Annotated in this window: 19 protein-coding genes; 5 read left to right on the top strand and 14 right to left on the bottom strand. The window is 49.4% G+C overall.

Annotation, left to right across the window (positions count from 1 at the left end; translation table 11 throughout):
- From L3D05_RS21490 to L3D05_RS21455, 8 genes are all read right to left on the bottom strand, one after another.
- Positions 1 to 4199 (bottom strand): beta strand repeat-containing protein (locus tag L3D05_RS21490; protein ID WP_239618411.1); only part of this gene is annotated, 4199 nt, incomplete at its 3' end.
- 241 nt (positions 4200 to 4440) lie between these two features.
- Positions 4441 to 4863 (bottom strand): VOC family protein, encoded by a 423-nt coding sequence (locus L3D05_RS21485; protein WP_239618409.1) that lies wholly within the window; start codon positions 4861 to 4863, stop codon positions 4441 to 4443.
- Between the two features lie 141 nt (positions 4864 to 5004).
- Positions 5005 to 6174: an FtsW/RodA/SpoVE family cell cycle protein gene (locus tag L3D05_RS21480; RefSeq protein WP_239618408.1), complete on the bottom strand. Its 1170-nt coding sequence runs from the start codon at positions 6172 to 6174 to the stop codon at positions 5005 to 5007.
- A 49-nt stretch (positions 6175 to 6223) separates the two neighbouring features.
- Positions 6224 to 6721, bottom strand: a complete 498-nt coding sequence (locus L3D05_RS21475; RefSeq protein ID WP_239618406.1) for a hypothetical protein — start codon at positions 6719 to 6721, stop codon at positions 6224 to 6226.
- A gap of 79 nt (positions 6722 to 6800) precedes the next feature.
- Positions 6801 to 8195: a sensor histidine kinase gene (locus L3D05_RS21470; protein ID WP_239618404.1), complete on the bottom strand. Its 1395-nt coding sequence runs from the start codon at positions 8193 to 8195 to the stop codon at positions 6801 to 6803.
- A 3-nt stretch (positions 8196 to 8198) separates the two neighbouring features.
- Positions 8199 to 8921, bottom strand: a complete 723-nt coding sequence (locus L3D05_RS21465) for a response regulator transcription factor (RefSeq protein WP_239618402.1) — start codon at positions 8919 to 8921, stop codon at positions 8199 to 8201.
- 24 nt (positions 8922 to 8945) lie between these two features.
- Positions 8946 to 10130 carry an ABC transporter permease gene (locus L3D05_RS21460; protein WP_239618401.1) on the bottom strand — a complete coding sequence of 395 codons (1185 nt, stop codon included), beginning with the start codon at positions 10128 to 10130 and terminating at the stop codon, positions 8946 to 8948.
- Positions 10114 to 10533, bottom strand: a complete 420-nt coding sequence (locus L3D05_RS21455) for an HlyD family secretion protein (protein WP_239618400.1) — start codon at positions 10531 to 10533, stop codon at positions 10114 to 10116. The genes L3D05_RS21460 and L3D05_RS21455 overlap by 17 nt, the downstream gene beginning before the upstream one ends.
- Positions 10534 to 10686: 153 nt before the next feature.
- Here L3D05_RS21455 and L3D05_RS21450 point away from each other — a divergent pair, with 153 nt between their 5' ends.
- Entirely contained in the window at positions 10687 to 11262 is a 576-nt protein-coding gene (locus L3D05_RS21450) for a TetR/AcrR family transcriptional regulator (RefSeq protein WP_239618398.1), read from the top strand.
- A 134-nt stretch (positions 11263 to 11396) separates the two neighbouring features.
- Here L3D05_RS21450 and L3D05_RS21445 read toward each other — a convergent pair whose 3' ends face one another.
- Positions 11397 to 12704 carry a purine/pyrimidine permease gene (locus L3D05_RS21445; protein ID WP_239618397.1) on the bottom strand — a complete coding sequence of 436 codons (1308 nt, stop codon included), beginning with the start codon at positions 12702 to 12704 and terminating at the stop codon, positions 11397 to 11399.
- Between the two features lie 233 nt (positions 12705 to 12937).
- A complete protein-coding gene (locus tag L3D05_RS21440; protein ID WP_239618396.1) occupies positions 12938 to 13831 on the bottom strand; it encodes a LysR family transcriptional regulator in 894 nt (297 codons plus the stop codon).
- Between the two features lie 109 nt (positions 13832 to 13940).
- Here L3D05_RS21440 and L3D05_RS21435 point away from each other — a divergent pair, with 109 nt between their 5' ends.
- The 3 genes from L3D05_RS21435 to L3D05_RS21425 all read left to right on the top strand — a co-directional run bounded on the left by L3D05_RS21435 (position 13941) and on the right by L3D05_RS21425 (position 16333).
- Entirely contained in the window at positions 13941 to 15326 is a 1386-nt protein-coding gene (locus L3D05_RS21435) for an MFS transporter (protein ID WP_239618395.1), read from the top strand.
- Between the two features lie 111 nt (positions 15327 to 15437).
- Positions 15438 to 15878 carry an SRPBCC family protein gene (locus L3D05_RS21430; protein ID WP_239618393.1) on the top strand — a complete coding sequence of 147 codons (441 nt, stop codon included), beginning with the start codon at positions 15438 to 15440 and terminating at the stop codon, positions 15876 to 15878.
- A 35-nt stretch (positions 15879 to 15913) separates the two neighbouring features.
- Positions 15914 to 16333 carry a cupin domain-containing protein gene (locus L3D05_RS21425; protein WP_239618392.1) on the top strand — a complete coding sequence of 140 codons (420 nt, stop codon included), beginning with the start codon at positions 15914 to 15916 and terminating at the stop codon, positions 16331 to 16333.
- A 26-nt stretch (positions 16334 to 16359) separates the two neighbouring features.
- Here the strand turns inward: L3D05_RS21425 and L3D05_RS21420 are convergent, their stop codons facing one another.
- Positions 16360 to 19701, bottom strand: coding sequence for an ATP-binding protein (locus L3D05_RS21420; protein WP_239618390.1), 3342 nt, complete (start codon positions 19699 to 19701; stop codon positions 16360 to 16362).
- Positions 19702 to 19836: 135 nt separating this feature from the next.
- Positions 19837 to 21858 carry an S-layer homology domain-containing protein gene (locus L3D05_RS21415; protein ID WP_239618389.1) on the bottom strand — a complete coding sequence of 674 codons (2022 nt, stop codon included), beginning with the start codon at positions 21856 to 21858 and terminating at the stop codon, positions 19837 to 19839.
- Positions 21859 to 22011: 153 nt separating this feature from the next.
- On the opposite strand from L3D05_RS21415, the gene L3D05_RS21410 reads away from it, so the two are divergent.
- Entirely contained in the window at positions 22012 to 22746 is a 735-nt protein-coding gene (locus L3D05_RS21410; RefSeq protein WP_239618388.1) for a stalk domain-containing protein, read from the top strand.
- A 93-nt stretch (positions 22747 to 22839) separates the two neighbouring features.
- Here L3D05_RS21410 and L3D05_RS21405 read toward each other — a convergent pair whose 3' ends face one another.
- On the bottom strand, positions 22840 to 23925 hold the full coding sequence (locus L3D05_RS21405; RefSeq protein WP_239618387.1) for an SIS domain-containing protein: 1086 nt from the start codon (positions 23923 to 23925) through the stop codon (positions 22840 to 22842).
- A gap of 76 nt (positions 23926 to 24001) precedes the next feature.
- The gene (locus tag L3D05_RS21400) at positions 24002 to 26401 is read right to left on the bottom strand and encodes a glycoside hydrolase family 9 protein (RefSeq protein ID WP_239618385.1); all 2400 of its coding nucleotides are present in this window, start codon (positions 26399 to 26401) and stop codon (positions 24002 to 24004) included.
- Positions 26402 to 26405: the final 4 nt, after the last annotated feature.

Here is a 26405-nt window from a genome sequence, read left to right as displayed (position 1 = left end):
GTCGCGACAGTGATTCCATCAGCCGTGTACACTTCGTACGTCGCACCCGCCGCCTGCGTAATAGCAGCCTTCAACTGACCTAGCGTTGTTCCGTATGGGATGTTCGTGATCGTCTCATTCGCTGTGCCACCTACGCTTACGATTCCGATCGTGGACGTCAGCGTAGCGGCTCCGCTTGGCGGAGCTGCTTGTACCGTGATCGTGTAGATCACCTTCGTCGTTCCGTCTTGGGCGGTGACGATCACCACGTAGCCCGAAAATAGATCCGTCGCTACAGTGATTCCATCTCCCATGTACACTTCATACGTCGCACCCGCCGCTGGAGTAATGGCGGCCTTCAATTGGACCAATGTTGTTCCGAATGGAACGTTCGCAATCGTCTCATTCGCCGTACCTCCCACACTTACGGTTCCGATCGTGGACGTCAGCGTCGCGGTAGCACTCGCCGCCGCAACGGTCACGGTAACCTTCCAAGTCTGCGTGCTATTATCCGCTGCGGTTACGGTATAAGTGACCGTACCCGTGAAGTTGTTGGCGGTCGTGCCGCTCAACTGAGTCACCGAACCCACCTTCGCCGATGCTCCCCCGGATAACATAAACGTCGCTACAAGTCCGTTCAAACTCGTACCGTGCCGCACTTCAACCGCGACAGTGCGAGCGCTCGCGCTAATGGTTGCCGCTGTTGTTTGTTCCGCGAAGCTAAATGAGGTGATCTCTTTCGCGCTGCTTGCCGCTACCGTAACGGTGACGGTCCAAGTCTGCGTGCTGTTATCCTCGGCTTTAACCACATAAGTTACAACGTTTGAGAAGTCGTTAGCTGTCGATCCGCTTTGTTGAACGACTGCGCCTACCGTTGCCGTAGCGCCCGGAGATAACGTGAAGGTTGCCACCAATCCGTTCGGATTCGTTCCGTTAGCCACTGTTATTTTTACCGTGCGAGCGCTTGTATTGATAGTCGCGTTAGCGGTCTGCTCGGCAAATTTGAATGAAGTTATCGCTTTCGCGATATTCGCCGCGATCGTGACGGTATAAGTGACTTTCGTTATCGTGTCATTCGCGGTAACAATCACTTTGGTCCCCGTAGCCAGTGCGGTAGCTACGGTTGTTCCATCAGCATTGTAAATGACATACGTCGCGCCTGCCGCCTGTCTAATCGCGCTATTCAACGCAGTTAGCGTAGTTCCATACGGAACTAGAATGGTTTCGTTCGCCGTACCCCCTGTACTCACAGTTCCTAGCGTAGACGTCAACGTAGCATCCGAGTTTAATTCGACGGACAATCTATAAACGCGTCTTGTCATTCCATCCTGCGCGGTGACGATTACTTTGCGGCCAGTTGCCAAAGTGGTGGCTAACGTAGTTTCATTGCTATTGTAAATTTGAAACGTTGCGCCTATTGCAGGAGTAATCGCAGCCTTCAAAGCAGCCACTGTCGTTCCATACGGGATATGGTCTATCGTATCGAGTCCGGTTCCTCCTGTACTCACGACCCCGATCGAGGAAGTGATCGTAGTATCCGTGTTCGGAGCTATCGCAATGGAATACGTTACTTTATTTATTCCATCCTCAGCGGTGACGATCACCTTATTCCCTACTGCTACAGCGGTCGCAACCGTAATGCCATCCGCATCGTAGACTTCGAACGTCGCACCGTCCGCCGGTATAATGGCCGCTTTCAAAGCGGATAAGCTAGTTTCGTAAGGAACGATAAATGTTTCGTTCACCGTACCGCCTTTACTTACCGTACCTATTGTCGAAGTCATCGTAGCTGAAGTATTTGCCGAGAACTTCAAAGTATATACGACTTTCGTTGTGCCATCTTCCGCGACGACGACAACCTTCTTGTTTCTATTCAACTCCGTCGCTAAAGTAGCTTCGTCCGACTCATAAACGTCGAACATGGCGCCGTGAGCCGGAGTAATCGCTTTGATTAACGAAGATAGTAACGTTCCAATTGGAATATCCTTGATCGTTTCGACGGCTGTGCCGCCTGCGCTTACGGTTCCTACCGTTGAAATCAACGTAGCATCGCTTGAGGCCTTTGTTACTGTAACGGTATATGTTGTCCGCGCAGTTCCATTAGCGGCAGTTACAATGATTTGATTTCCCGTCGTTAATGAAGCTGCCACGGTCGTGCCATCCGCTTCGTATATTTCAAAAGTCGCACCCGGTGCTGTAGTAATTGCAGCCTTTAGCGCCGCTATAGTCGTACTTCTCGGAATATCGGTTATCGTTTCGCTTGGCGTACCTCCTGCGCTAACGGTACCGATACCAGAGGTTAACGTGGCAATCGAAGTCGGAGAGATCCAATTGGCAAATAGTGCGGTCGTTGACGTAATCGTGAAGGAATCCCCCGTCCGATACGGGTTGCCGCTTCCGTCCGCTTTCGAGTTCCAGCCATGGATCGCGTAACCTGCCTTCGATAAATTTGTTCCGGCTTCTATGCTGACTTTCGATCCAGGCATATAAGATACACTTGGCGGAACAGTGCCCCCATCGTGCCCATTGCCGTCATAATCCAAATAAACTTGGATTTCCCGCAAATAAGGATATCCCCCATTCCGATCGGGAGCTATCGCCCATGTATTCGTAAAATCCCAACGATTGGCTTGATCTGCTTCATACGTGTTTTGTTGCTGCATTTCCGAAGTTGTCTTGCCAAATCCCCCCTTAGATGTAGATAGCCCGGTTGTAACTTCATCATAATAACTATTGACCGATGTATCCGAATAAGCGAAACCGATCAAGCCGCCTATATCTTTTGTTCCGCTTACCTTCCCGATAGCGTAACTGTTGCGAACGGCCCCATTTACGTTCCAGCCGACTAAGCCCCCGATACTTTGTGTACCGTTTACATTCCCCCATGCATAGCTATCGTTGATCGGTCCAAGAACATTCCTGCCCACCAAGCCGCCTACGACTTCTGTCCCGCTTACATTTCCTTTTGCGTAACTGCTATGTATTTCTCCGTTGTCGCTGCTTCCCGCCAGTCCGCCAGCGCTTTTTCCTGACACATCTCCAGTGGCGTAACTGTTGCTGACCTTTCCCGCCAATAAGTCTCCAATCAAACCGCCTGCATAATCGAAATCGGTGCTTCCGGTTACGCGGCTGGAGGAGTAACTCTTGCTAATGGTTCCGTAATCCGTTCTGCCAACCAATCCACCTGCATTGGTGCTATTACTGCTTCCGCTAATATTCCCGGATGAGTAGCTATTGCTGATGATTCCTCCGTAGTCGTAACCGACCAAGCCGCCTACTTCGATCTTGCCGCTCACATTCCCCGAGGCATAGCTGTCGCTAATCGTTCCGTATTCATTGAAACCGGCCAAACCGCCGACATATTTCATCGTACCGATCCCGCTTACCGTTCCCGAGGCGTGGTTACCGCTAGCAATAGCCCCTTGATAATTCCACCCTACCAACCCGCCTACTTTCTCCGATCCGCTCACGCTGCCGCTAGCATAGCTATTGCTAATGACCGCTCTGTTTTGCGATTGCCACCCTACCAACCCGCCTACATTCAGAGACCCGTTCACTTGTACCGATGCAAAGCTGTCGAGAATTTCCTTCCCATTAATGCCAGCCAAGCCCCCTACGCTTTCTGTACCGCTAACGCTTCCCGCCGCATAACTGTTGCGAACGGTACCTATATTGCTCCCAATTAAGACGCCTACGCCTCTTGTTCCTGCTACGCTCCCTGACGCAGAACTATTTTCTATCGTTCCGCCATCGTTAACAGCGACTAGACCGCCCGCCCAATTACCCGCGCTAATCTTTACGTTTTCCAGCTTTACGTTAGTGATGTAACCGTTCATTCCAACATAACCAAAAAGCCCGCTATTATCGATTGAACCGCCCGTTATTTTTAGACCCGATATTTTGTATCCGTCGCCATCCAAATGGCCTTTAAAAGGATGATCCCAAGTCCCGATCGGTACCCAGCCTGTTCCGCCGGCGAAGCCGGTCAAATCGATATTGGTCGTAAGCTTGAAATAGAAGCCCCCCTCGATATAGTTACCCCTGATCTTATTCAGTTGAGATCCCGTACTGATAAGAAAGGGGCTGCCGGCAGTCCCATCACCCAAAAATTCAGTTGCCGCGAAAGCTTTACCGTATCCGAGCATTCCCCCCGGTATAGAACCGACTACAATAATGAAGGCTAACATCATTCGCATTGCTTTTGTTCTAAGGTTTCGCATTTGTTTGCTCCTCTTCCCACGTCTGTTTCCCAAGTTATCTCCCTGTAGGGTCCCATCCGCATTTTTTTACGTTCATACAACGCTAAGTCTACTCAAGGGAAATAAAAGAATAATAAAAGAAATCGAAATAAATCGACAAAAACCGCATAGCATTAAGCCCTCGCGGTTCTCGTCATAGGAATAAATTATTTTTAAAAAACAAAAAAACCTCCCCAAAGGGAAGGTTTTCGCGAAATCGATCCTATTCCGTTATCTCCCATGCCGGATTCCAAGCCACTTCCCACAGATGACCGTCCGGATCTAAGAAATGGCCGGAATATCCCCCCCAGAAGGCAACGTGTGCAGGATCAGTAATAATAGCCCCCGCTTTGCGAGCTTGTTCCATGACCTCGTCCACTTCTTCTTTACTAGCTACATTGTGTCCGATCGTCATTTCGGTAGAGCTTGGCGAGCCCAACGGAACCTTGGTCTCGTGAGCAAGATCTTGGCGACTCCAGATGGCGAGCTTTATACCTGCTTGCAAGTCGAAAAAAGCGACCGCGCCATGTTCGAATTCTCGACCTATTATGCCTTGCGTCGGCAAACCCAGTCCGTCTCGATAGAAAGTCAATGATCTTTCCAAATCGTCTACTCCCAGCGTGAGTACAGTAATTCTAGGTTTCATCTTTTCATTTCTCCTTAATGAGTAATTGACTTACTTTCTTACTTATAGATTAGCCTATTGCATTCTTTATGAATTGTAAAAAACAGACATCCACGAAACAATCGCCGAGCCTAGACCACTCAAAATAAAAAAACGCATTCCCTATTGGGATGTGCGAATGTTTATTATGCGGGGCTCTAGCGGGATTACCGTTTTATCTTCAACATCATTATGAATTTTTACGCTTAAAACCAGCCCGATCGCAACCATATTGATGAGAAGCGAGCTGCCCCCATAGCTGATGAATGGCAAAGAAATTCCCGTCAACGGAAGCAAGCCGATATGCATTCCGATATTCACGAAAATTTGAAACACGAGCATGCTAATCACTCCTACGACAACGTAACGGCCAGCATGCCTCTTACTCTCTATGATCGTTATAATCATTCGGTAAATCATAAGAAAATAGAGCATTAGTAGAACCGCGGAACCCATGAATCCATACCTTTCGCCAATGATCACGTAGATGGAATCGGAGTAGACGTACGGAATAAAACCATGCTCCGAGAAGTAGCCCGAGCCTCCGCTCAATCCGCCCGCACCTACCGCGTTAATCGCGTTAAGGACGTGCCATGATTTATCGGGATCGCTGGTCGGATCCAGAAAGGTCTGTATTCTCGCTAATTGATGGGGATGTACGAATCGGGTTAGCAGTTCATAATTCGCTTGATACAACCAAAGGATTAAACCAACCAGTACGCCGACTACTCCCACGAGCAACAACATATATAGAGCGCGAATATTTCCCATCCACAACATCCCGAGCAAAATACCGACAAACACTAGCGCAGTCCCTAAATCAGGCTGCTTTAGGATTAGAAAAAACGGAACGAGAACGATAACCGTAATGGGTAAAACATCTTTGAACAAGCGCAGCTTCTCCCCCGCTCGCTTTTGCAGCAAATGGGCAACTAACAAGATCGTGAACAACTTCGCCAATTCGGACGGTTGAAATTGAAAAGAACCTATGCTCATCCAGCGAGACGAGCCGTTAAGACTCTCTCCCTTTAATTTAACGAGCACGAGCGAAATGATCCCGATTCCATACAAAAGATACGATAATTTGCCAACCAGAAAGCGATAATCGAAAAACGCCAATAGCAACATCGGTACGCAAAACCAACCGAATAACATCAGATTGTTTTTGTATAAACCATCTAACTTCGTTCCGGATGTTGCTTCGTAAATCGCAACGGTGCCAATGGTGATCAGACATGCGCAGAAAAAAAGCGTTAATTTATCCAGCTTATTTATTTTTCGAATAAAAGTCATGCGGTTCCCTCTAAAATCAATCTGCAAATTGTTGATATTGTTTTTGTTTTCACTTTGATTCCAGCACTAAAGTACCATTACGCCAAACGTAGACATCCATTCCCGTCCCTGCCTTGCCTAATGACCAACCTAGAACAACCTCCTGCATACCATCCCGGTTGACATCGGCGATTTCCGAATAATCTAGACCGTAGCCGAAGCCCTTGGCATCCCAAACGATTTGCCACTGAGCGCTCTTCTGCTTGAGTACAGCAGCCTTAAGCATTTGGCCATGGAGGGGATTCTCTTTATAAACAATCAATGCTTCATCTATGCCGTCGCCATCTAGATCTCCGAATGTTATACCGTTTCCTTGTCCGATCGTTTGAGGGACTATTTGCGCTCCTACCGGCAGCACATTCTGAATGTCATCCCATTTATTAATGGACAAACTTATTTCAGGCGGATTGATTAAATCGTCCGGAGTGGCAGGCATTCTACACCCGTTCAGATACAATAATGCAGATACAAGTAATCCAGCCCTTGCGAGCTTGCTTATCGTTCTCATTATCTGCTCCTCATCTTTTTCGACTCAATGATCTATTTTATCGCTAAAACAATCCTAAAGGGTTATGAAAAAGTTAAAATCACGATTTGGTGCACACAGGTAAATGGATCATCGCTTTCGTCCCTACTCCTATGCGGCTTTCTATCGTTAAAGACCCGCCATGAAGCTCAATGATTTGCTCCGAAATGGATAACCCCAAGCCGCTCCCGTGTCCGCTCCCGTTACCCTTGTAAAACTTTTGAAAAACATGATCGATGTCATGCGCGGCGATTCCCGACCCCGTATCTTCGACGATAATCATGACCCCATCTTCAACCGATCGGGCAAGGATTGTTACGGTTCCATTATCGCTCGTAAACTTAAGCGCATTGTCTATTAGGTTAATCAGTACCTGTTTCAATCGGTTTGCGTCGGCTTGTATGGAGGGCAACGCATTCCCGACGTGTACTTCTAACGATATATTTAGCCTGGCAGCTCTAGGCGCCAATTGTTTGCCTATTTTCCGAAGAAAATCCGGCAAATCAATCGGAACCCGGTATAACTCCATTAGTCCGTTATCCCATTTCGAGAAATCGAGCAATTCATCGACCAATCGGGTTAACCTATCCGTTTCCGTCTCGATGATCCGCAATCCGTCTTCGAGCATCGATCGATCTTCCCCATGGTTCGAATGTAACGTTACGGCCCATCCTTTGATCGAGGTTAACGGAGTTCGAAGTTCATGCGACACGGATGAAATAAATTCGTTTTTAAGCGCTTCGTCTCGTTGGATTTTGGTCGCCATTGCGTTCAATGTATCCGCCAACGTTCCAAGCTCATCCTGATATCGTTTTTTGGCTCTCGCGGAGAAGTCTCCCTCCGACATTTTCCGAGCCGCGATTTTAAGATCCGATACCGAACTCGTAATGGTTCTCGATAGAAGGACGCCAACAACGGTTACGATCGCAACGACGATAAGACCGACCGTAATCAAGAGCTCCGAAATATGATCGACGGTTTCCTTCGTTTCCGTCAGAGATGTCACGTACCTGACTATGCCCACGTTACTATCCATACTTAGCAAAGGATAAGATACAGCTAAAACGGACTCATCGGTGGAAGGCTCACGCCCCCTCCATATTCCGACATCTCCATTGCGAGCTTCTTGCACGTCCGGATAGTCCGCCATAACATGACCGACCTGCATACCCGAAGAATCTTGAAGAAGTTGACCGGTTAAGCTAATAATCTGAACTTGGGCGGCGGAATGATGAGCAAAACCTTCTAATAACCGTTCGGGTTGCTTCTCTAAGTCTTCCGCATCGAAATATTGATGGAAAAAGGACGCGGATAACTCCGCTTGGCTTGTCAATACTCGTTCGACGTTGCGATAGTAATAGGACTTCACCGAGAAAATGAGAAAGATCTCCAATATCGTAACCGTAATCGCGATGACCGCGAGATAACTTCCTACTAATCTTTTCTGGATTCCCAATCCTCAGCCGTCCTTCCTCCAACGATACCCCAGCCCCCACACGGTTTCGATCAGTCGAGGTTTAGAGCTATCGTCTTCGATCTTTTCCCTTAATTTGCGAACGTGCACGTCCACCGTTTTCGTATCGCCGACGAAATCCTCGCCCCATACGAGATTCAAGAGATCGTTTCTCGATAACGCTTTATCTTGGTTTTCCAGAAATACTTTGATCATTTGATACTCTTTAGGTGTCAGTTCAATGCAGTAATCCTCTTTAAACACTTTATTAGAATCCAGATCGATACGGATTGTCCCGGACAGGAGTACATTTCTTTTCGTTTTCTCCGGATTCTCTAGCTTCGTTGCATTGTGCATGCGTCGTAAAACGGTCTTTATTCTCATTACGAGCTCCAGCGGATTAAAGGGCTTAACGATATAATCGTCGGCACCAAGCTCGAGCCCTCTGATTTTTTCCACATCCTGACCGCGCGCGGTTAAAATTATGATGACAATGTTAGCATCGACGTCTCTCAGCTTCTTGCATATTTCGAATCCGTCCATGTCGGGGAGCATAATATCCAGCACGACGACATCCGGACGGTTGTCGTCGATGCACTTTAAAGCCGCTTCCCCTAAAGCGGCTTCGGTAACTTGAAATCCGTTCGTACGCAAATTAATGGCCAGAAAACGCCTTATATGATCATCATCCTCGACGATGAGGACATGGTTATGTTGCGAAGGATTCATTCGATGCCTCCTGAAAGCTTAAGTTCATCTTCTAAGTGCATCTATTATAACCCGTTTGTCCATAGGTCTCGAAAGCCGATTCGAGGAATTTGCTTTACGCGCTTCCCGAAACACCAGCAATCCGAGTAACAAAGACGCAATGCCAATAATGATTAGCAGTGCCCCTATCTCCCGACCGTAAGCCGTCAGCGCTCCATTCCGAAACGCCATTCCGCGTATTAAACGGTTAAGCCAGTTCATCGGCAACGCCCATGCGGCAACTTGAAAAAATGTCGGAAACGCAAGCGGGGTCAACTGAATTCCCGTAGCAAGAAACGACGGGTACAATACAAAGCTAGTCCGTAAACTTACTTTAGACACATCTTTGGCAGAATAACCGATCACCATTCCCATAAGCGATAAGGCCAAAGAATAAACCAGCAACGGAATAATAAATAAATAAGGCTCCGCTTCAAATCGCATGTTTCCCACTTGCTTTAATAATCCATAGCTTAGGAGTAACGAGAATGTAGTCAAAACGGCGTAAGGTACGCTGCGAACCCAAAGCTGTACGGGCGATTTTCCGTTTACGAACAGCTTCCCTTCTTTTCGGAGACGAGGCGCAATGGATCCCGTAGCACTCGTTGTCATCATGAGCACGATAATATTCACAAATCCAAGAACCATAAAGCCGACATAGCTTGTCGTCGGATTAAACAGCATTCGCTGTTGGAGGGATAACGGAGATAAAAGCCCTTTCGATGTTTCGGCATCCATCCCTTTCTGAGCGAGACGAGTCATGGAAAGAGTCATATTTTCCGTCGTGATCAACTCCTGAATTGCGGTGCGGATACCGGTTAGCCCTGAGGGCATCGTGTTATCCATTAAGATCCCGATATTCGAAGACACTCCCTGCTGCTTGCGCAGCTCCAATTGGTTCGGAAGCATGATAACCGCTACAGCTTCCTCGTTTGCCAGCAAGGTTTCGGGATCCATGCGGCTGGCGAATACTTTCGTGACTTTCATATATTGGGATGCATTTATTTTCGCAATCAACTCTCGCGAATAAGAACTATGGTCTTCGTCAATCACGACAACCGGCGTTTCGCTGATTTGGTTTTTCGAAAACATCAAACCAAAAAACAAAGCCGCAATAAGCGGGGCGATAAAAATAGTAATAAGAAACTTGCTGCCCGCAACGTACTTCCACTCCTCAATCAGCGATTTCATCAAGATTCACCTCGGCAGTCATGCCCGGTAGGAGACCCGTGTTCGAGTCTACGGATATTCTGACAAGAAACATGCTTAAATCCGCTTGCCCTCTCTCGCGCGTCATGCGCAAGCTCGCAAACTGGGGGGCGGCTGCAATCGAAACGACAACGCCATCGACCTTGATAGGGTGATTCAAATACGGAAAATGAACTTTAACGCTTTGATTAATCTTGAGCTTTTCAATTTGGCCTTCTTGTACATAGAGGTCCGTATAGTATTCGTTCTTCTGCACCGACTCAAGGATGCCTTGTTTTCTGCTCTCGGCCTGGCTGACGGCATCCTTCCCTTTAACAGCAAGAAGCGAACCTCCCGCGATAAGCACCAACGCCATTCCAATATACAAACCCATTTTAATCTTCATTGTCCTAACTCTCCCTCTCCCTTAAATATGATGATCGTAATATATTATAGTCATCATATTTTAAGACAGTCAATAGCCCTCTTTTCTTTTGACTAGATTTATTATGATGGTTATAATATTTAAAATAGATTTATGAGCGATGGAGTGATTACAGTGCCTTATCCTGAAGGTCATAAAATAAAAGTTCGAGGCAAGATCATTGAAAGTGCTGCCCAAGCTTTTCGTAAGAATGGTATTCGCGACATAAGCGTCCCGTTCATTATGAAAGGGGCCGGCCTAACCCACGGAGGGTTCTATGCGCACTTTAACAACAAAGAGCAACTGGTAGCAGAAGCCTGCCGGTATGCCATCAGCGATACAATTGCCCTTCTGCAGGAAGCCGCCGACCAGGAGAAGCAAGGGCCCAAAATCTATGCGGTCATCGATTACTACCTAAGCAAGTATCACCGTGACAAAACGGAAATGGGTTGCATTCTCCCCACCCTTACCGGGGAAATATCCCGATCCTCGGAAGAGGTTCGCCAAGTTTTCACCCGCGAGTTGGAACGGATGATTGATTTCATCTCCGATCTGGCAGAAGTCGATAAGTCCAAAGGCAGCGCTCTGCTCAGTACCCTGGTCGGGACGCTTGTGCTGGCACGCTCTGTTAATGATTCCACGCTAAGCGACAGTCTCCTCACGGCAGGCAAGCAGCAGGCCAAAGCGCTAATCATGCCCAACATGGTCTAGGCGAATTACGATCGGACTTTCGCCGGCTAGAAGAAGGTGCCTCTGGGCACGCCCAAACGGAAATAGCGCGCACAGATCGAAGATCGGCACGCGCCAAGATTTAATCACAGTTTGAAGTTGTTTTTGTCATACTGTTAGGTTGCTTTTTTCTGCGCTTTCCAACTCAGTTCTAGAAGGATCGCAACTAAAGTCCCGAGAATAAGCCCGTTGCCAAATACGTATTTGACCACTGACGGCATGGCTTCAAATACGGATGCCGGAAGGAACATGGCGCCGCTGCCGACAAGGATCGTGATGCCGATAATCATGATTCTACGCGAGTCTAGGCTTTCTTTCGTAATGCCCTGCAATCCAACGCCGATCAGGCTGACAAAAGATGCCATGATGGACGAATAGGCGATTGGACTTGGAAGCAGCATGAGTAAGCGAATGAGCACGGGGACGAAAGCGATGCCCGCCAGCAGAAGACTTGCAATGAGAAACGGGCGAATTCTCGTTTGACCTGTCATCCGAACAAATCCGACTGCGCTCGATAGCGGAACTGTACCTACGGAGGAAAATACCGCCGACAAAATTTGCACGAAACCCCCTACCGCCCCGCTGCGGCTGATAACCCGATTGGACTCCTCCGCAGACGATTCTTCCTGCTTCTGTACCACTTGTTTAATGGCGGCGATGCTCGCGATCGTATTGGAAGTAAGAATCAAAGCAATGACGATCGAAGAGATCATGATACCTGTATCCCATTTCGGCAAGCCCCAAGCAAATATCTCCGGTAGTCCGACCGTTGCTTCTGCATCGACCTTAGCTCCTTGTCCGAGACCATAATAGGCAAGGCAGCCCGCTAGAATCCCAATCATGACCGCATAGCTTTTGATCCATCCTTTTCCCTTTACCGATAAAACTAAGATTAACGTAAAAACGCCAAAAGAAATGGTCGTCGTCAATACGTCGAGTTGCGGATGATCTCCGCTTACGCCGAGCATCCCTTGTAAGAATACGCCGCCAAGCTGCATGCCTAGCAGCAACAAATAAGAACCAGTAACGAGAGGCGTGAAGAGAGTTAGCATCCACTTCGTCAACCCGATCATAACCGATACCAGAAGCATGACTCCCGCGGTTAGCATCCCCATCTCCAACACACGAAGAGTGCTAAACACATCGCCATTCTGATGAACGACCTCTACGCCCATGATCGCAAATACGCCCAGCCAAGTGCCGGCCGGTCCATCGGGTATCGGAAACTTGTGTCCAATACATCCCTGCAGAAAGGAAGCGACACCGGCGACCAGAAATATACGTTGCATAAGCCCGATCACTTCATCCGGCGACAATTGATAAATTTGTCCGACAACAATGGGAAGCGTGACGGAGTTAGCTAGCAGAAAGACGAACCACTGCAGCGCGCCAACCCCGTCCTTCCAGCCTTGACGATTGTTCATTTTTTGGATCCCTCTCATAGCGTTTTTTCATCGCTCCCAAAGCCATTAGATTACTGCTCTCGTTGGAGTCTGTCAATCATTAATGTTATCGATGATCGGCATTGTTGATGCCGAATCTACAATTGGACAAACGGTGGAAGTTCGCTTTGATTTGGTTATACCGTTAATGCTTGCATTTCACAAGTTTGTGCTTGTATATTGCAAGTGTCATTTATTTGCTGAAGCATTGGATCTTAATCTAAACCTGTCTTTTTAGTTATCGATCCAAAATATTGCACAACGACCTCACGGAATTCCAGAGCAGCCTGCGAAATGTACCGACCCTTGTGCCATAATAAAGCTATCTCCCGTACCAATTCGTGATTCTCTACTTGGAGATATTTGATATGCTCCCGCGAAAACTTTGCCGTACTTGGTATGAAGGCTATGCCAATTTCTGCTTCAACCAGAGAGCTTAGCCTTGCAGGTTCATCCCCCTCGTACACATATCTAGGTGCAAATCCAGCCGATTTGCAAATAGAATCCACTAGATCGCGTGCACCGTAGCCTCTCTTTACACCGACAAACCATTCATCCCTTAGTTCTGCCAAGGATACGCTGCTTCGGTCTGCCAGCCGATGCCCCTTTGGAACGGCTACAAGGATGGGGTCAATGAACACGATTTGACATTCAATATCGTCCCCTTGTAACGGTGGCGAGGACAAGCAGTAATCAACTTCTCCTCTATGAAGTAGCGTAACCATTTCCTTCATGCTTAGCATCTGCACATGAAAATGGATATCGGGCCGCTTTTTCCGAAACTCTCGAAGGATATTTGGCAAAGTGCTTGCAGTGGTCACCGCCAATTCGAGTGTGCCATTTTCCGGGCTGGACAGATCGCTAATCTCCTGCTTCCCCTGTTCCAATTCAAACAAAGCCCTTTCAGCACGGCGAAGAAATCTGCTTCCGAACTCATTCAATCGTAGCTTCCTTCCTTTTCGATCGAACAGAGGGACCCCTAGGTCGTCTTCCAAGCGTTGAATCGTTTTACTTAATGACGATTGAGTAACGTGCAGACTTCGTGCAGCTTCCGTCACATGCTCCAAACGAGCTACCGCGAGAAAATATTGCAGTTGAAGAAGTTCCATTTCGCGCCCCCTCATTCCCTCAAGTGAATGAAATCATAACACAAAATGCGTTGGAATGAATAAACGAAGTCAAGTACGATGACATTAATACACTTTGGGGGGACCAAAAATGAATGTTCGCAGCAGGTGGTTGATGATTTCCGTCGGCCTTGGGATACTATTGAACCCATTAAATTCTTCGATGGTTTCTGTTGCTATTCCAAGGTTGCAAAATGCGTTTCAACTTGACTTTAGAAGTGTTTCCTGGATTATTTTTTCTTTCTACATTGCAAGTAGCATCGCTCAACCTATCATGGGAAAGGTCAGCGATTTATTCGGTCGTAGGAAGATATTTCTTACCGGGCTTGTTGTAGCCTTTATTGCATCTTTATTAGCTCCGCTATCACCAAACTTCGGGTATCTTATCCTGTTCCGCATTGTGCAAGCCATCGGAACAAGCATGATGGTTGCGGTTGGAATGGCCATTGTGCGGATTCATATTACGGAGAAACAAGCGACTGCGCTGTCTGTTTTGTCCATATTCCTATCCGGAGCGGCAGCGATTGGACCCTTTATTGGCGGGATCATCATTCACTGGTGGGGCTGGTCTGGTATCTTTTTCGTCAATATCCCCTTCGTGGTGGTGAGTTTTCTATTATCCTTGAGAAATATTCCTAACGACGAACCTTCAACATGGGTTGCGTTGGGGATGTCCTCTCGTAAATGGTTTCGTTTGATTGATGTGTCAGGGATCTTGCTCTTCACAGTAGGGCTGGTTGCCCTGCTCCTTGGATTACTGTCGGCAAAATCATCTGAGCATATCTCATTAGGAAATGTAACTGTCGGACTGATAGGCCTCGTTGCGCTGGGCGCATTCGTACGACATGAGTTAAAAGCGACGTCACCCTTTATTCCTTTACGTACATTCGCCAAATATCCTGCGATGACTTGGGTTAATGTCGAATTCATGCTCGTTAACGTACTTTATTACTCGCTCTTTTTCGGGCTACCTTCCTACTTGCAAATGGTACGTCATGTCAGCGAGTTCCAAACAGGAATTCTCATGCTAAGCTTGGGCTTGTGCTCTCTTGTTACTTCTCCAATAGCAGGACGATGGATCGATAAATCTGGACCTCGGCCAGCATTGTTGGTGTCCGCGATCCTGATGACACTTGGGTCGGTGTGGCTCGTAATATTAAATCAAACTTCACCGGTTGTCAGCGTGTGTTTCGCCTTGGCTGCATTCGGTATTAGCAACGGGTTAAACAATGTAGGAATGCAAGCGGCCTTGTTCCAAAGTTCTCCTAAAGAAATAATTGGTGTAGCATCCGGATTATTTAATACATCAAGATATCTGGGAACTATCCTATCTTCCTTGTTAATAGGTATCGTGATGGGAGGTAAGTTCAACTTCGAAGGATTTCAAGTACTTGGGATTATCCTCACGGTAATTGCATTTTCTTTGATATTCATGAGTAGTCGGCGTCGGGAGTCAGGGCAATTGCAAGAGTCGTAGGTTTATCAATTGCAATTTGCAAGTTTATACTTGCATTATGAAAGTACGAACTTTATACTCTGTGTGTGGTTAATAAAAAACCAAATAACGAGAGGAGAGGAGATACTTTTTTTGGATCAAAATTACAGAACTTCATTTACGGTAGACCGAAGCCCGGAAGAAGTTTTCGCTGCCATCAACAATGTCCGGGGATGGTGGTCGGAAGAAATCGAGGGCAGAACAGACGAACTCGGGCAATTCAACCATCACTACAAAGACATGCACCGCTGCACGATCCAAATTACAGAGCTTGTTCCTGGCAATAAGGTGGTCTGGCACATTGCGGACAACTACTTTAGCTTCGTCAAGGACAAGAGCGAGTGGAAAGATACCGACATTGTTTTTGAAATCGCAAGGAAGGGTGACCATACAGAAGTGCACTTTACGCACGAAGGTCTCGTTCCCTCTCTCGAATGTTACGGCGTGTGCTCGAACGCCTGGGGCACATTGATAAACGGCAACCTGCACGACTTGGTTACCACTGTTAAAGGCCAACCCAACCAAAACGAGTAAACGAAGGATAACTCAAAGTGAAAGGAAGTTTACAGATGAATGGCAAACATTTCAGCGTTGTGGAAGCAGGTCCTTTTAGCAGCCTTGTGAGTATGTCGAAGGACCCTATCCCAGGGAAGTACTTTCTGAAGGATAGGCTTGGACTGACCGGCATGGAAGTTTCACTGAACCAACTGCCTGAGGGAGGCTCTATCCCTTTCTATCACACCCATCGCGAGAATGAGGAGCTGTACCTATTCATAGGCGGCCGAGGTCAGTTTCAGGTCGATGGTCAGATTTTTGATGTAAAGGAAGGAACGGCTATTCGTGTTTCACCTGAAGGCGAACGCACCCTTCGCAATAACGGTACCGGCGATTTGTATTTCATCGTCATTCAAGTCCAAGCGGACAGTCTCCGTCAATGGGTGATGACGGATGGCGTCATTCTCGATAAACCGGTGACCTGGCAGGAATAGGATCAGTTCCTACAGGATCCCCCGAATCAATCGAGCAATAAAAAACGATCGATATCCACCAATAGGTTCGGGGAAATTCGCTTCTGCCGCACGGCCTCTGCCGCAAGCTTCGGCATCGGGCGTGCGGCGATAACTTGGTCGAAGCCGCCAAGCTCGCGCAAACGGCCGAAATATTCCTGCTTGCCCGACTTCCGGTACAGCGCTTCGTTCAAGGAAAACGCGGCAGTCCGAAGTACGTCCGAGTCGGACTTCAGCCGCCACATCGCGAAGCGAACGGCAGACTGTTCCTGCTCACCGGAGTATTGTTCCATCATATGCTGCAACTCGTCCATCGCTTCGTCAGGGCTGATCCGTCCCAAGCGCGTCTTCAGATGCAACAACTGTACAAGAAGCTTTACCTGCAAGTCCCGCCGTTTTAGCCGAATGGCAAGGTTCAGCGCCTCCTCGGCAACCTCAGCGCAACCTGCTAATTGATTCTGCCGCTCCCTTAGAAGGCTTGTGAAATAGAGCGCCTCGCATTCGAAGAAAGGGATACGAAGCTGCTTGGTTAACCTCGCCGAACGTTCGATCCATTGGTCGGCTTCCTCATACCGATGCTGCTCCATTAGATTGCACCCTTCGATGCCAAGCACGACGGCGGCAATATGCCAATCCTGAATGCGCACCGCTTCTTCAAGGCAGAAGGCGATGCATTGTTCCGCTTGCAGGCGGGAGCCGAGCAAGTAATAATATTTGCCCAACATGCCCACGCCCATCGCGAAGCCCATTTGCGCCCCGATCGACTTGCTGATCTCCAGCTTCTCGACGATACGATCGTAAGCCAAGTCCATATCGTCCGTCTCGAAATAAACCAACGCCAATCCGCCCAATGCATCTCCGACGAAAAATGCGTCCTGGATTTCCGTGGCGAGGCCGATTTGTCTCTGAAACCAATAAATCGCTTTGTCGTACTCGCATTGGTCATAATGCAGGAAGCCGATCATTCCGAGGAACCGGACATCGTCTTGCGTTTCCGTTTGATTTCCGGTACGAGACAATTCCATTCTTTCCACGAAGTATCGAAGCGACTTGTCGTAGCTTGCCATAAAGTAATGTAAAATACCGAGCGTTCCGTATGCGAATCCGAGTCCGTCATGGTCCTCCGTCAGCTTGAAGTGGTAGGACGCCCGTTCCAGATGGAATCCGGCTTCCTCATATTTGCCCTTCAGTCGCAAGCAGTTGCCGAGCGCGACGTCGCAATAGGACCGCTCATTGATCGTGACCAAGTATCCGTAACGCTCAAGCCATTGCTTGTAAGTCTTCTCCGCTTCATTCCAATCTCCCGTCACGATCAATGCGTCGCCGAGCTTCATCAGAATGGGCAAAGTCTGTTTAGATGGCAGCAGGCTGAAGAGCTTCCGATAATAATTGATTCTCGTCTCATTGGCATAGATCTTCTCCGCCGCCGTCGCGGCCAATTCATAGTAGATAATGGCCTCTCGATCCATCCCCGCAAGCTCGTAGTGAAAGGCGATTTCTCCGGCAACCGGTTCGATCTGCACCCGATGATAAGCGAGCAGACCTTCCGCGATCTGCCGGTGACACCTGCGCCGCCTGCTCTCATTATTCAGCTTGTACGCGGTTTCCTTGACGATGTCATGGGAGAAGCCGTAATTCCCGCCCCCCACCTCCTGCAAAACCTTTAATAGCACCAGCTGCTCCGTGCGCGCTAGAATCGCGTCCTCCTCCACATCCGTTATCATCGTCAATTGCGCTGTGGAGACGGGCCTTCCGACGGCCGCGATGATCGATACAAGCATGCGATTGACCGGCGATAGCCTGCTCAACCGATTCTCGATAACGGATTTCGCCACTAGCGACAATCGGAATTCGCCGCTGTCCCCACTCATTTGCCATTCCCGCAACGTTTCCACAATAAATAGCGGATTGCCGCCGGTTTCCGCGTATAAATTCGCGGAATGGCTGTTCGACAGCGCATCGCCGACCGTTTCGACCGCCAAGCGGGCCGTTTCGTCCCGGCTAAGCGGGGCCAGCTCGATATCGATCAGCTTCCGCTCGGACCGAAGCTCGCCCAGAACATGTGCGACGGCGTCTCCTGCATCTTCGTCCGTTCTCATCGTCGCCACCAATAGCAGTCTCGCTTTGGAATCGCCTCGAATCAGGTAGGACAGAAACTGAAGCGTCTCTTCGTCGCTCCACTGGATATCGTCAAGGACAAGCATCAGCGGCTCGCTGGCCAGCAGCATCCGTTCGATCGCTTCGAACCATTGGTTCAACTGCCATTTCTCTTGAATCGGAGACGGTTTCGACAAGTCCGGATATTGCTCCAGCAGTTCGGGAAGCAGACGCGACAATTCGGACAGCCACACCGAACCGAGCTTCGGCGGCGGAAGGCTTCGGAGCCAGTTGGCTACCGGCCTATAGGATAGCGACCTGACCGACGGATAGCAGCCGGCAAAAGCGGTTTGAATCCCCAAGCTCTCCAAGCATGCCTTAAACTCCAGGGCCAATCGGGTTTTGCCGATCCCCGCCTCCCCCTTCAACAGAAGAAGGGCGTTTCCGCCGGCAGCGGTTTGTTTCCAAGCGCCCAGCAAGCTTTCCCACTCGCCTATTCTGCCGATCAGAGGGACTTTGCTTTGCAAGGCAGTGGAAATCCCGCTCCCGTTTTTTGTCAACCTTTCATATAGACGCTGCGTTTCCTCCGAAGGGTCGATCCCGAGTTCGGCTTGCAGAACACCGTGCAGCTTCCGAAAGGTTTGCGCGACGCCGGCCATGTCTTCGTTCAAGGCGTGCAGCCGCATTACCGTGCGGTACGTTTCCTCCCTTAACTGGTCCTGCACAAGGAGCTTTTGCGCGAAAAACAGAGCCGACGCATACTCCCGCTGACGTTCCAGAACGAATACGAGCTTGTCGAGCATGGTCAAGTACGTTTGCGCCAGCTGGTCCCGTTTTATCGCGATCCACTCTTCGCCGAGCCCGGGAAGCAGCTCGCCTCTGTACAGCTCTTCCGCTCTGCGCAGCTCGAGAACGGTTGTTCCTTGCGCCGCCTGTTCGAATTCGCGCACATCCGAATAGAAGGGCAGTTCAGGATTCAGGCGGATGGATGCGGGCGTAATCTTCAGATAGCGATCGATTGTCGGAACGGATTCCCGAAGATCGTGAAGAAGCTTCCGCAAATTGGACAATGCTTGCTTCTCGGTGGAGTCGGGCCAGAAATGAAAAGCGATTTGCCTTCTGCTGGAAAACGCATCAATTGAGAGAATCAAGTAAGCCAGCAGTGCGGCTTTTTTGCCGGGGATTTCCGATAACACTTCGCCGTCGAGGGTAAATTTCAAACTGCCCAACAACTGAAAACTGCTGCCAGCCAAAAGATTCCCCTCCAATCGTCAATCGGATCATTGTCAATTGTATTCTCTTATTGTGCGAAAATCCCTTTCGACAAGCCGGATAAAAAAGATCCTTTGACGGGGGTCAAAGGATCTCAATCGTAATATCGGACATTTCTAGTTACGAACCTCCAGCATGCGGACGATGGCTGACGCGGCTTCCGCACGGGTGGACATCGCTTGCGGCGCGAATTTGCCGTTCCCGATATCCCCGGCGTTGATGATGCCGGTCTCCTCGGATTTCGAAACGGCAGGCTTCGCCCATTTCGGAATGTCCGCATCGTCGGAGAAGCTGGTCTGTGGCACATCGTTGGCCGTTGAGAAGCCAGAGGCGCGAATGACCATCGCGATCATTTCCGCATGGGTAATGTTCGTATCTGGCCGGAACGTACCGTCCTTATACCCGTTGATAATGCCGAGCTTCACCGCCTGCCGGACCGCCTTCACCGCCCATGCTCCGACTTTATCCTTATCTTTGAAGTTGAGCGGAGCACCTTCCTCCCCTGAGGGCAGCCCTCTGACGATCATGCTGGCAAATTCGGCTCGGGTAACGTTCCCGTCGGGCCGAAACGTGCCGTCCGAATAACCGAATACGATGCCGAGCGCCACCGCTTTGGTAATTTCCGGGCCCAACTTGTGCCCCGCAATGTCCGTGAGGCTCACCGCATCCGATTGCGGAGCAGGGGGATTGTTTGCAGGAGCAGGAGCAGGAGGATTGTTTGCGGGAACAGGAGGATTGTCGTTCGCTGCGGCGGATACGGTCACGACGCATTGTTTGTAGTATCCTCCATCCTCTGACGTTGCCGTAATCGTAGCCGTGCCTGACCCAATACCAGTTACTTTGCCTGTAACGTCCACTTTGACAATGCGATCATCGCTGCTCGACCAAGTGATTTCTTGATATGAAGCATTGCCCGGAGCAATTGTCGCCTGCAGCGTCTCGCTTTGCCCGGCGTCCAATTTGAGCGCGGCTTTACTCAGGCTTACTCCATTAACGTGTATCATGCCGATAGCATACAATTTGTGATCGCCAGATCCAATATATACCTCTCCGTCAGGACCGATCGCCGATACGGCGATGATCTGGCCATTGGTTCTGAACTCCCATTTCTTCGTTCCGTCCGTTTTAATCGCGTAGAGCTTCATATCGGCCGATCCTATATAGACGGTGCCGTCTGCGCCGACAGCAGGCGTGGCTATCATAATGCCATCCGTATCGAATTTCCATTTCTTCGTTCCGTCGGGCTTGATTGCACATAGGCCTGAGCCGCCCGATCCGACATAGATAGTGCCGTCTGAACCGATCGTTGGCGAGGAATAGAAATTGCCTCCATATAGCTTTTTATCCAAGGGATATTCCCATTTCTTCATTCCATCCGGTTTGATCGCATACAATCTCTCTGCACCAGAAGCGATATAGACGGTACCGTCTGTTCCGATCGCCGGCGACGTCTTCACTTCATTAATTGTTGCAAATTCCCATTTCTTCGTTCCGTTCGGATTGATCGCATAAAGTTTCTTATCGCGGGAACCGACGAAGAGGGTGCCGTTAGAATCGATGGCGGGTTTGCCGCTCATTCCGCCTCCTGTTACAAACTCCCATCTCTTCGTACCGTCCGGTTTGAGCGCATAGAGCTTCCCATCCTCACATTCAACATAGACGGTACCGTCTTCGCCGATAGCCGCAGTGGAGTATATGGCGCCTCCTGCTTCGAACGCCCACTTCAGTGTTCCGTCAGGAGTGATTGCATATAGTTTGACGTCCGAGCCGACATACACGGTGCCGTCTGCGCTAATTGCCGGCGAGGAGTATACGGCAGCTCCCGTCGCGAACTCCCACTTCTTCTTCCCCTTTTTATCGACTGCATAAAGCTTCCCGTCTGTAGATCCAACGTAAACGGTGCCGTCTGCGCCGATTGCGGGCGAAGACGAGTTAATCGCCCCCCCTGTTTCAAACGCCCATCGCTCCACGCCGTTTGAACTCGGCAAATATAGATTCATGATAATGTTCGGGTTGGCCTCTATTATTAATTCCGAATTTAACTTAAGATCAAGCGCCTTAGCGGATTGAAGCGGAGTGAGACAAGCCAGCAGCAAGGCGGCAGAGAAAGCAGCATAAAGCGATTTCTTATCAAACATAGTGAAGCCCTCCTTTCCGACTACTCTAAAGCAGCGAGCGCTTCAAAAGCGCTTCCCTCGCCCGTTGCCCGTTTTTGAAACGCTTTTGAAGCGCTTATCCTGTTATGTTCTTTCATGATGATTCGATCAATAAACCTTGGAGGAAGATAATCGATGAAGAAGACAAGCGTTATTCTGTTGCTCGTCATCACCGCCATGCTCTCGCTTTCGGCCGGAGCGTTCGCCGCCAGCAATCTCACCGAGATCAAAGCATACCTCAACTCAGGGATCAATTTCCGTCTGGACGGCAAACCATGGCGCCCTCTCGACGACAAAGGCAAGGAAGTGCTTCCGATCACGTATAACGGAACGACCTATTTGCCTCTTCGGGCAATTGCCAACGCCTTTAACATTCCGATCACATGGGAAGGATCCACGCAAACCGTCGGAATGCGCGAGAGCAGCAACCTCACGTTGTATTCCAAAGAGGTGAAAGTGGATAATTGGAGCGAGAAGTTTTACGATGTAATCGACAAAAAACAACTTGTTTTCGGAAATCATCAGTATGACGGAGCCTACGCCTTTACGGCGGAAAACGTGGGGTTGGGTTGGTATGATGGATCGCCTAACCTAAAACTCAACTTTGGCAAAAAATACAATAATTTGCATCTGATTGTGTACTCCCCCTCGTCGATGAAGATCAGGGTGCTAAACGGCAACAATCAGCAATTGGCGGAGGAGACCAGTCTCGAGGCCGATCGGGTTACGGAGCTGGATGTAGACCTGCAAGGCAGCCAATATGCCTTAGTGTCGGCTTACGATGCCGCTAATCAAGCCGAGAAACCGCTTCTCTATATTTTGAAAGACAGCTATGTTACGACGGCAGCCATTTCGGCTTCGCAGGAGTAAATAAAAAAGATATCCCTCATCATCCAATGATGAGGGATATCCTCTTACTCTACTATCCTTTTATGTCATAAAGTCTGCTGGACTCCCCCGCTCTTATGCGTAGTCTCCCGGCTGTGTCTTGCTCTTCATAGCTACCCCGAAGTCGGTATAAATCCGCTGAGTCAAATCGATTCCTCTTGCTCCCGCAATATGATGAGCCAAAATCTGGAACGGAATAATCATAATGAACGGAGCCATGAACTCGTCCAGCTTTACCTCCAGACCAATCGTACGGTCATTCTCCGCTTTACCTAACGTGACGGTATAGGTATAGTTCGTAATCCGGCTCTCGTACGCAATCAGCAGCTCCATCCGCTCCTTGACCGGACTTTCTGTTTCAACGAAGAAAATACGGTGCTCCGGATTGACCTCAAGATACGGTCCATGCATGAAGGCCTCCAGATCGATCCCCTGCGACGGCATGCGAACCGTTTCTGAAAATTTTGTTTCAAATTCCTTCACCGTTCCGACGGTAGGACCGTAACCAACAGCGGAAAATCTGGGCGCGCTCGCCAAATTTTCCTTGTGCTGCTCGAAGAACACCTCTGTTTTGGCGATCGTTTGCGGTATAGCGGCTACCGCAGCGCGGAATTGATCGAGATGGGCCTGCTCCACCTGTTCTGTCAGCTTTTTTTTCGCTACTGCCGTCTTAAGGCCGGCAAGCATCAACGTCAATACTGTAGCGATAAACCCTTTGGTCACGTAGCCGACTCTTTCCTTGCCGCAGCCGATATCAAGCGTCACATCAGCCGCTTCGGAAATGGCCGTCGTCACATCGCTCGTGAAGGCGACCGTTTTGAGGCCTGTTTGCTCGCGAATCCGGTTCAGGGCGCCGATCGTCGAAGTGCTCTGGCCGCTTTGCGAAATGCCGATGACCAGATCGCAGTGCGGACTGATTTTATCGTAATGCGTGAAATTGAACGGTTCTTTGACGTCAATACGCACATTCGCCACTTTCTCGATATAATATTTGGCGCTTAGCGCGGCATTGATACTTGAACCGGTCGCCAAAATAAGCCATTCCGTCTTATTGTCCGCCGCCAGCTCCGCGAAGGCATCCACATTGCCCGGGTAGCTGCCGAGAATGCCTTCCGTTACCGCCTGCTCTTCTTGAATGTAGGTCATCATTGTCGGTTTCATCGATTGTTCCTCCTATACATGACAAAACTGACCGGCAGATCACGCTGCCGGTTCAGAATGTCGCATTATGGTTTGCTCAAGCCTCGCTCTGCTTGTCGTACGCGTACAAGTCGGAGAGCAGAGACAGCCATTTGCCTGCAAGACCGACCCATACTTCCTTGTAGGTGGCGTTGTTCATTTGCGGCCAGTATGGAATATCCTCGTTCTCGAAAGTTTGTACGCCTACCGGAATTTCACCTACAATTTCTCCGCTAAGCACACTGTACTGCTGGGCGAAGTTATAGCCTTCGCCGTACATCAGCGATTGGCCGAACGGATTCTTGCCTACTACCCACTGCAGCTGGCTCTCGGCAATCGAGATCAGCTCCTGATCCTCAAGCAGCATGCCTGCCAGGGACGCGGCCTTGCCTGTAGAAAGGACGATCGCCGTGTTACCCTTGAACGAGAACCAGACCGGAAACCGCTTCAAGTAATAGTAGTCGTTCAGACGGACACCCTGCCTCAATTGCTCCGTATACAACGCTTTCGCTTCCTCCCCAACCAACAAATGCTGGAGCTCGAAGCTTTCACGGTCCTCATTCTCAGCCACATGGTAAATGCCACTTGAAATCATGGGATACGGCGCTGTAAAGGCTGTCAGAAACTTGATATATTCCCCGTAGCTTCGGACGGATTCCGTCCAGCTGTCACGCTTGGCATGCTCAGGCTGCGACTTCAGAATTTCACTGAAAGCCTGCAAATACACATGCTCTCTGGCCTGGTGGTTGAAATGCTGAATGACCTTCTTCTCCGGTGTCCGGTAGAAGAAGCCGGCTACGGTCTTGCTGTCATCGGTTTGAATGCCGGCAAGCTCTTGCGAATCGATAACATAGTCTAAATATTCGACAGCCTTGATTGCATAGGAAGCCTCGCCTGTCAGCTGGAATTGGAGCGATGCCGACCATGAAGCCGTCGCCATGAACAAGCTTTCCGAGCTACTGTAGGTGTGCTCCCAGAAGATAGGCTTCGGCGCAAAGCTTCTGAGCTCGAATTGCTCAACTGCATATTTGAAATCCTGGATCGCACAGGCTGTTAATTTATCCTTCAGTATATCCCCATCCTCCATGAACATGGCGATCTGCGCTTCGATGCCGGAGAGGATAAAGTTTTCGTACGGATTGTTGTGCACGCGGGCAGTCATATCGTCCATATTGCCCATGATGCCGTCCGACCAGATTCGGATACCTGCGCTTGTAGCCCGGTAGCCATCGCCGAATCGGGTCTTCAGAATGAAGTCCACCCCCCATTCTCCCTCTTCGACAAGACGAAGGTACAGCGGATAGTTGCGCTCCTTCACTTGATGGGCAATCTCATAGAGGGCGTTTGCCACCTCTGCCGTCTGCACCAGTTGCTGGGATACATCACCTGCATCATGCCATCCGCCATTGAAAATGATCGTTCCACCGTTATGCCGGGCGAGAATATCCTCATGGCAGCTGCCGTGAATGCCGTGCACCGGACAGCCGCAGCGCTCGCAATAGATAAAGTTAATCGATTTCCAGATCGAATCTTCCCATCGGTCCGCCGCGCCGCCAATCTCGAAGGGTTTTGTCAGCAGCTCACCTACCCGGACGATATACTTTCCTTTCTCCTTAAACGCGGAAAAGTCCACAACGGAGAAGCTGCCGATAGAGGTGCTCACATGATTAACGGGACCGGTGAACTTCTCCTCTCCCGTCTCAAGCTCGATAACGGTGAAAGTCGATGTCTGCTGCTCCGCCAAAATCATCGTTTTAGGTTGCTCCACACTATAGCCGTTATGGGAAAAAATAATATCCTTGCTTCTTGGCTGCCATCCCTTCGAAATGTTCGGGTAGGCTACCTTTTCCAGGAAGACGTTGCGAATGCTATATTTCATCGTATCGCCGGTCGCACGGTCTTTGCCGTACATATCATAGCAAAACTCAAGCTCGGTAATCCCGTCCCGCGGCAAGTCCGGAATTTCCATCGAGCATACATTCCACTGCCGGTCTTTCAAATTGATGACATTGGAGCCTTCACGGTGATAAATATCGGGAATTTTGATCGTGCCGTCATTTTTTATGCCTACTTTAATATGCGGGTTCGACATTCCGCTGCAGTCCGGGTAAATTTCGAAGGAAATCCGGTTGAAGTTCTCCCAGTTCTCATGATCGAACGTCCGATAGACGCCTACATGCCCGTAAGTGCTGTAATCTCCGTCGCTAGGCGAACCCTCCGGCCATGTATCCATAACAAACGGAGAAGTCAGCTGCAACAGACCGCCTTCAAGCACGCTTGACGCCCCGAGTCCACGATGCATCCACCGATTGCCGCCCGCGGCCTGATCGAGAATGACTACCCTGTCCAATACTTCCTTCTTCAAGCTGTCCGCTTCCAATGACGCACTCTCGTCCACCTTCAGCGGTCTGTGAATCAGATTTGACAGTTCAAGTTCACGTGCTATTTTCGATGCCATGATT

It is taken from the genome of Cohnella mopanensis (assembly GCF_022352055.1).
GTDB lineage: Bacteria > Bacillota > Bacilli > Paenibacillales > Paenibacillaceae > Cohnella > Cohnella mopanensis.
Note: the sequence above shows the minus strand (reverse complement) of the source record. Positions and strands in the feature narration are given on the sequence as shown.

Excerpts from the sequence above, each read along its gene's own strand:
- L3D05_RS21485 (WP_239618409.1), bottom strand. The coding sequence starts at position 4,863 with ATGAAACCTAGAATTACTGTACTCACGCTGGGAGTAGACGATTTGGAA.
- L3D05_RS21480 (WP_239618408.1), bottom strand. The coding sequence starts at position 6,174 with ATGACTTTTATTCGAAAAATAAATAAGCTGGATAAATTAACGCTTTTT.
- L3D05_RS21475 (WP_239618406.1), bottom strand. The coding sequence starts at position 6,721 with ATGAGAACGATAAGCAAGCTCGCAAGGGCTGGATTACTTGTATCTGCA.
- L3D05_RS21465 (WP_239618402.1), bottom strand. The coding sequence starts at position 8,921 with ATGAATCCTTCGCAACATAACCATGTCCTCATCGTCGAGGATGATGAT.
- L3D05_RS21460 (WP_239618401.1), bottom strand. The coding sequence starts at position 10,130 with ATGAAATCGCTGATTGAGGAGTGGAAGTACGTTGCGGGCAGCAAGTTT.
- L3D05_RS21455 (WP_239618400.1), bottom strand. The coding sequence starts at position 10,533 with ATGAAGATTAAAATGGGTTTGTATATTGGAATGGCGTTGGTGCTTATC.
- L3D05_RS21445 (WP_239618397.1), bottom strand. The coding sequence starts at position 12,704 with ATGAACAATCGTCAAGGCTGGAAGGACGGGGTTGGCGCGCTGCAGTGG.
- L3D05_RS21440 (WP_239618396.1), bottom strand. The coding sequence starts at position 13,831 with ATGGAACTTCTTCAACTGCAATATTTTCTCGCGGTAGCTCGTTTGGAG.
- L3D05_RS21435 (WP_239618395.1), top strand. The coding sequence starts at position 13,941 with ATGAATGTTCGCAGCAGGTGGTTGATGATTTCCGTCGGCCTTGGGATA.
- L3D05_RS21425 (WP_239618392.1), top strand. The coding sequence starts at position 15,914 with ATGAATGGCAAACATTTCAGCGTTGTGGAAGCAGGTCCTTTTAGCAGC.
- L3D05_RS21415 (WP_239618389.1), bottom strand. The coding sequence starts at position 21,858 with ATGTTTGATAAGAAATCGCTTTATGCTGCTTTCTCTGCCGCCTTGCTG.
- L3D05_RS21410 (WP_239618388.1), top strand. The coding sequence starts at position 22,012 with ATGAAGAAGACAAGCGTTATTCTGTTGCTCGTCATCACCGCCATGCTC.
- L3D05_RS21405 (WP_239618387.1), bottom strand. The coding sequence starts at position 23,925 with ATGAAACCGACAATGATGACCTACATTCAAGAAGAGCAGGCGGTAACG.
- L3D05_RS21400 (WP_239618385.1), bottom strand. The coding sequence starts at position 26,401 with ATGGCATCGAAAATAGCACGTGAACTTGAACTGTCAAATCTGATTCAC.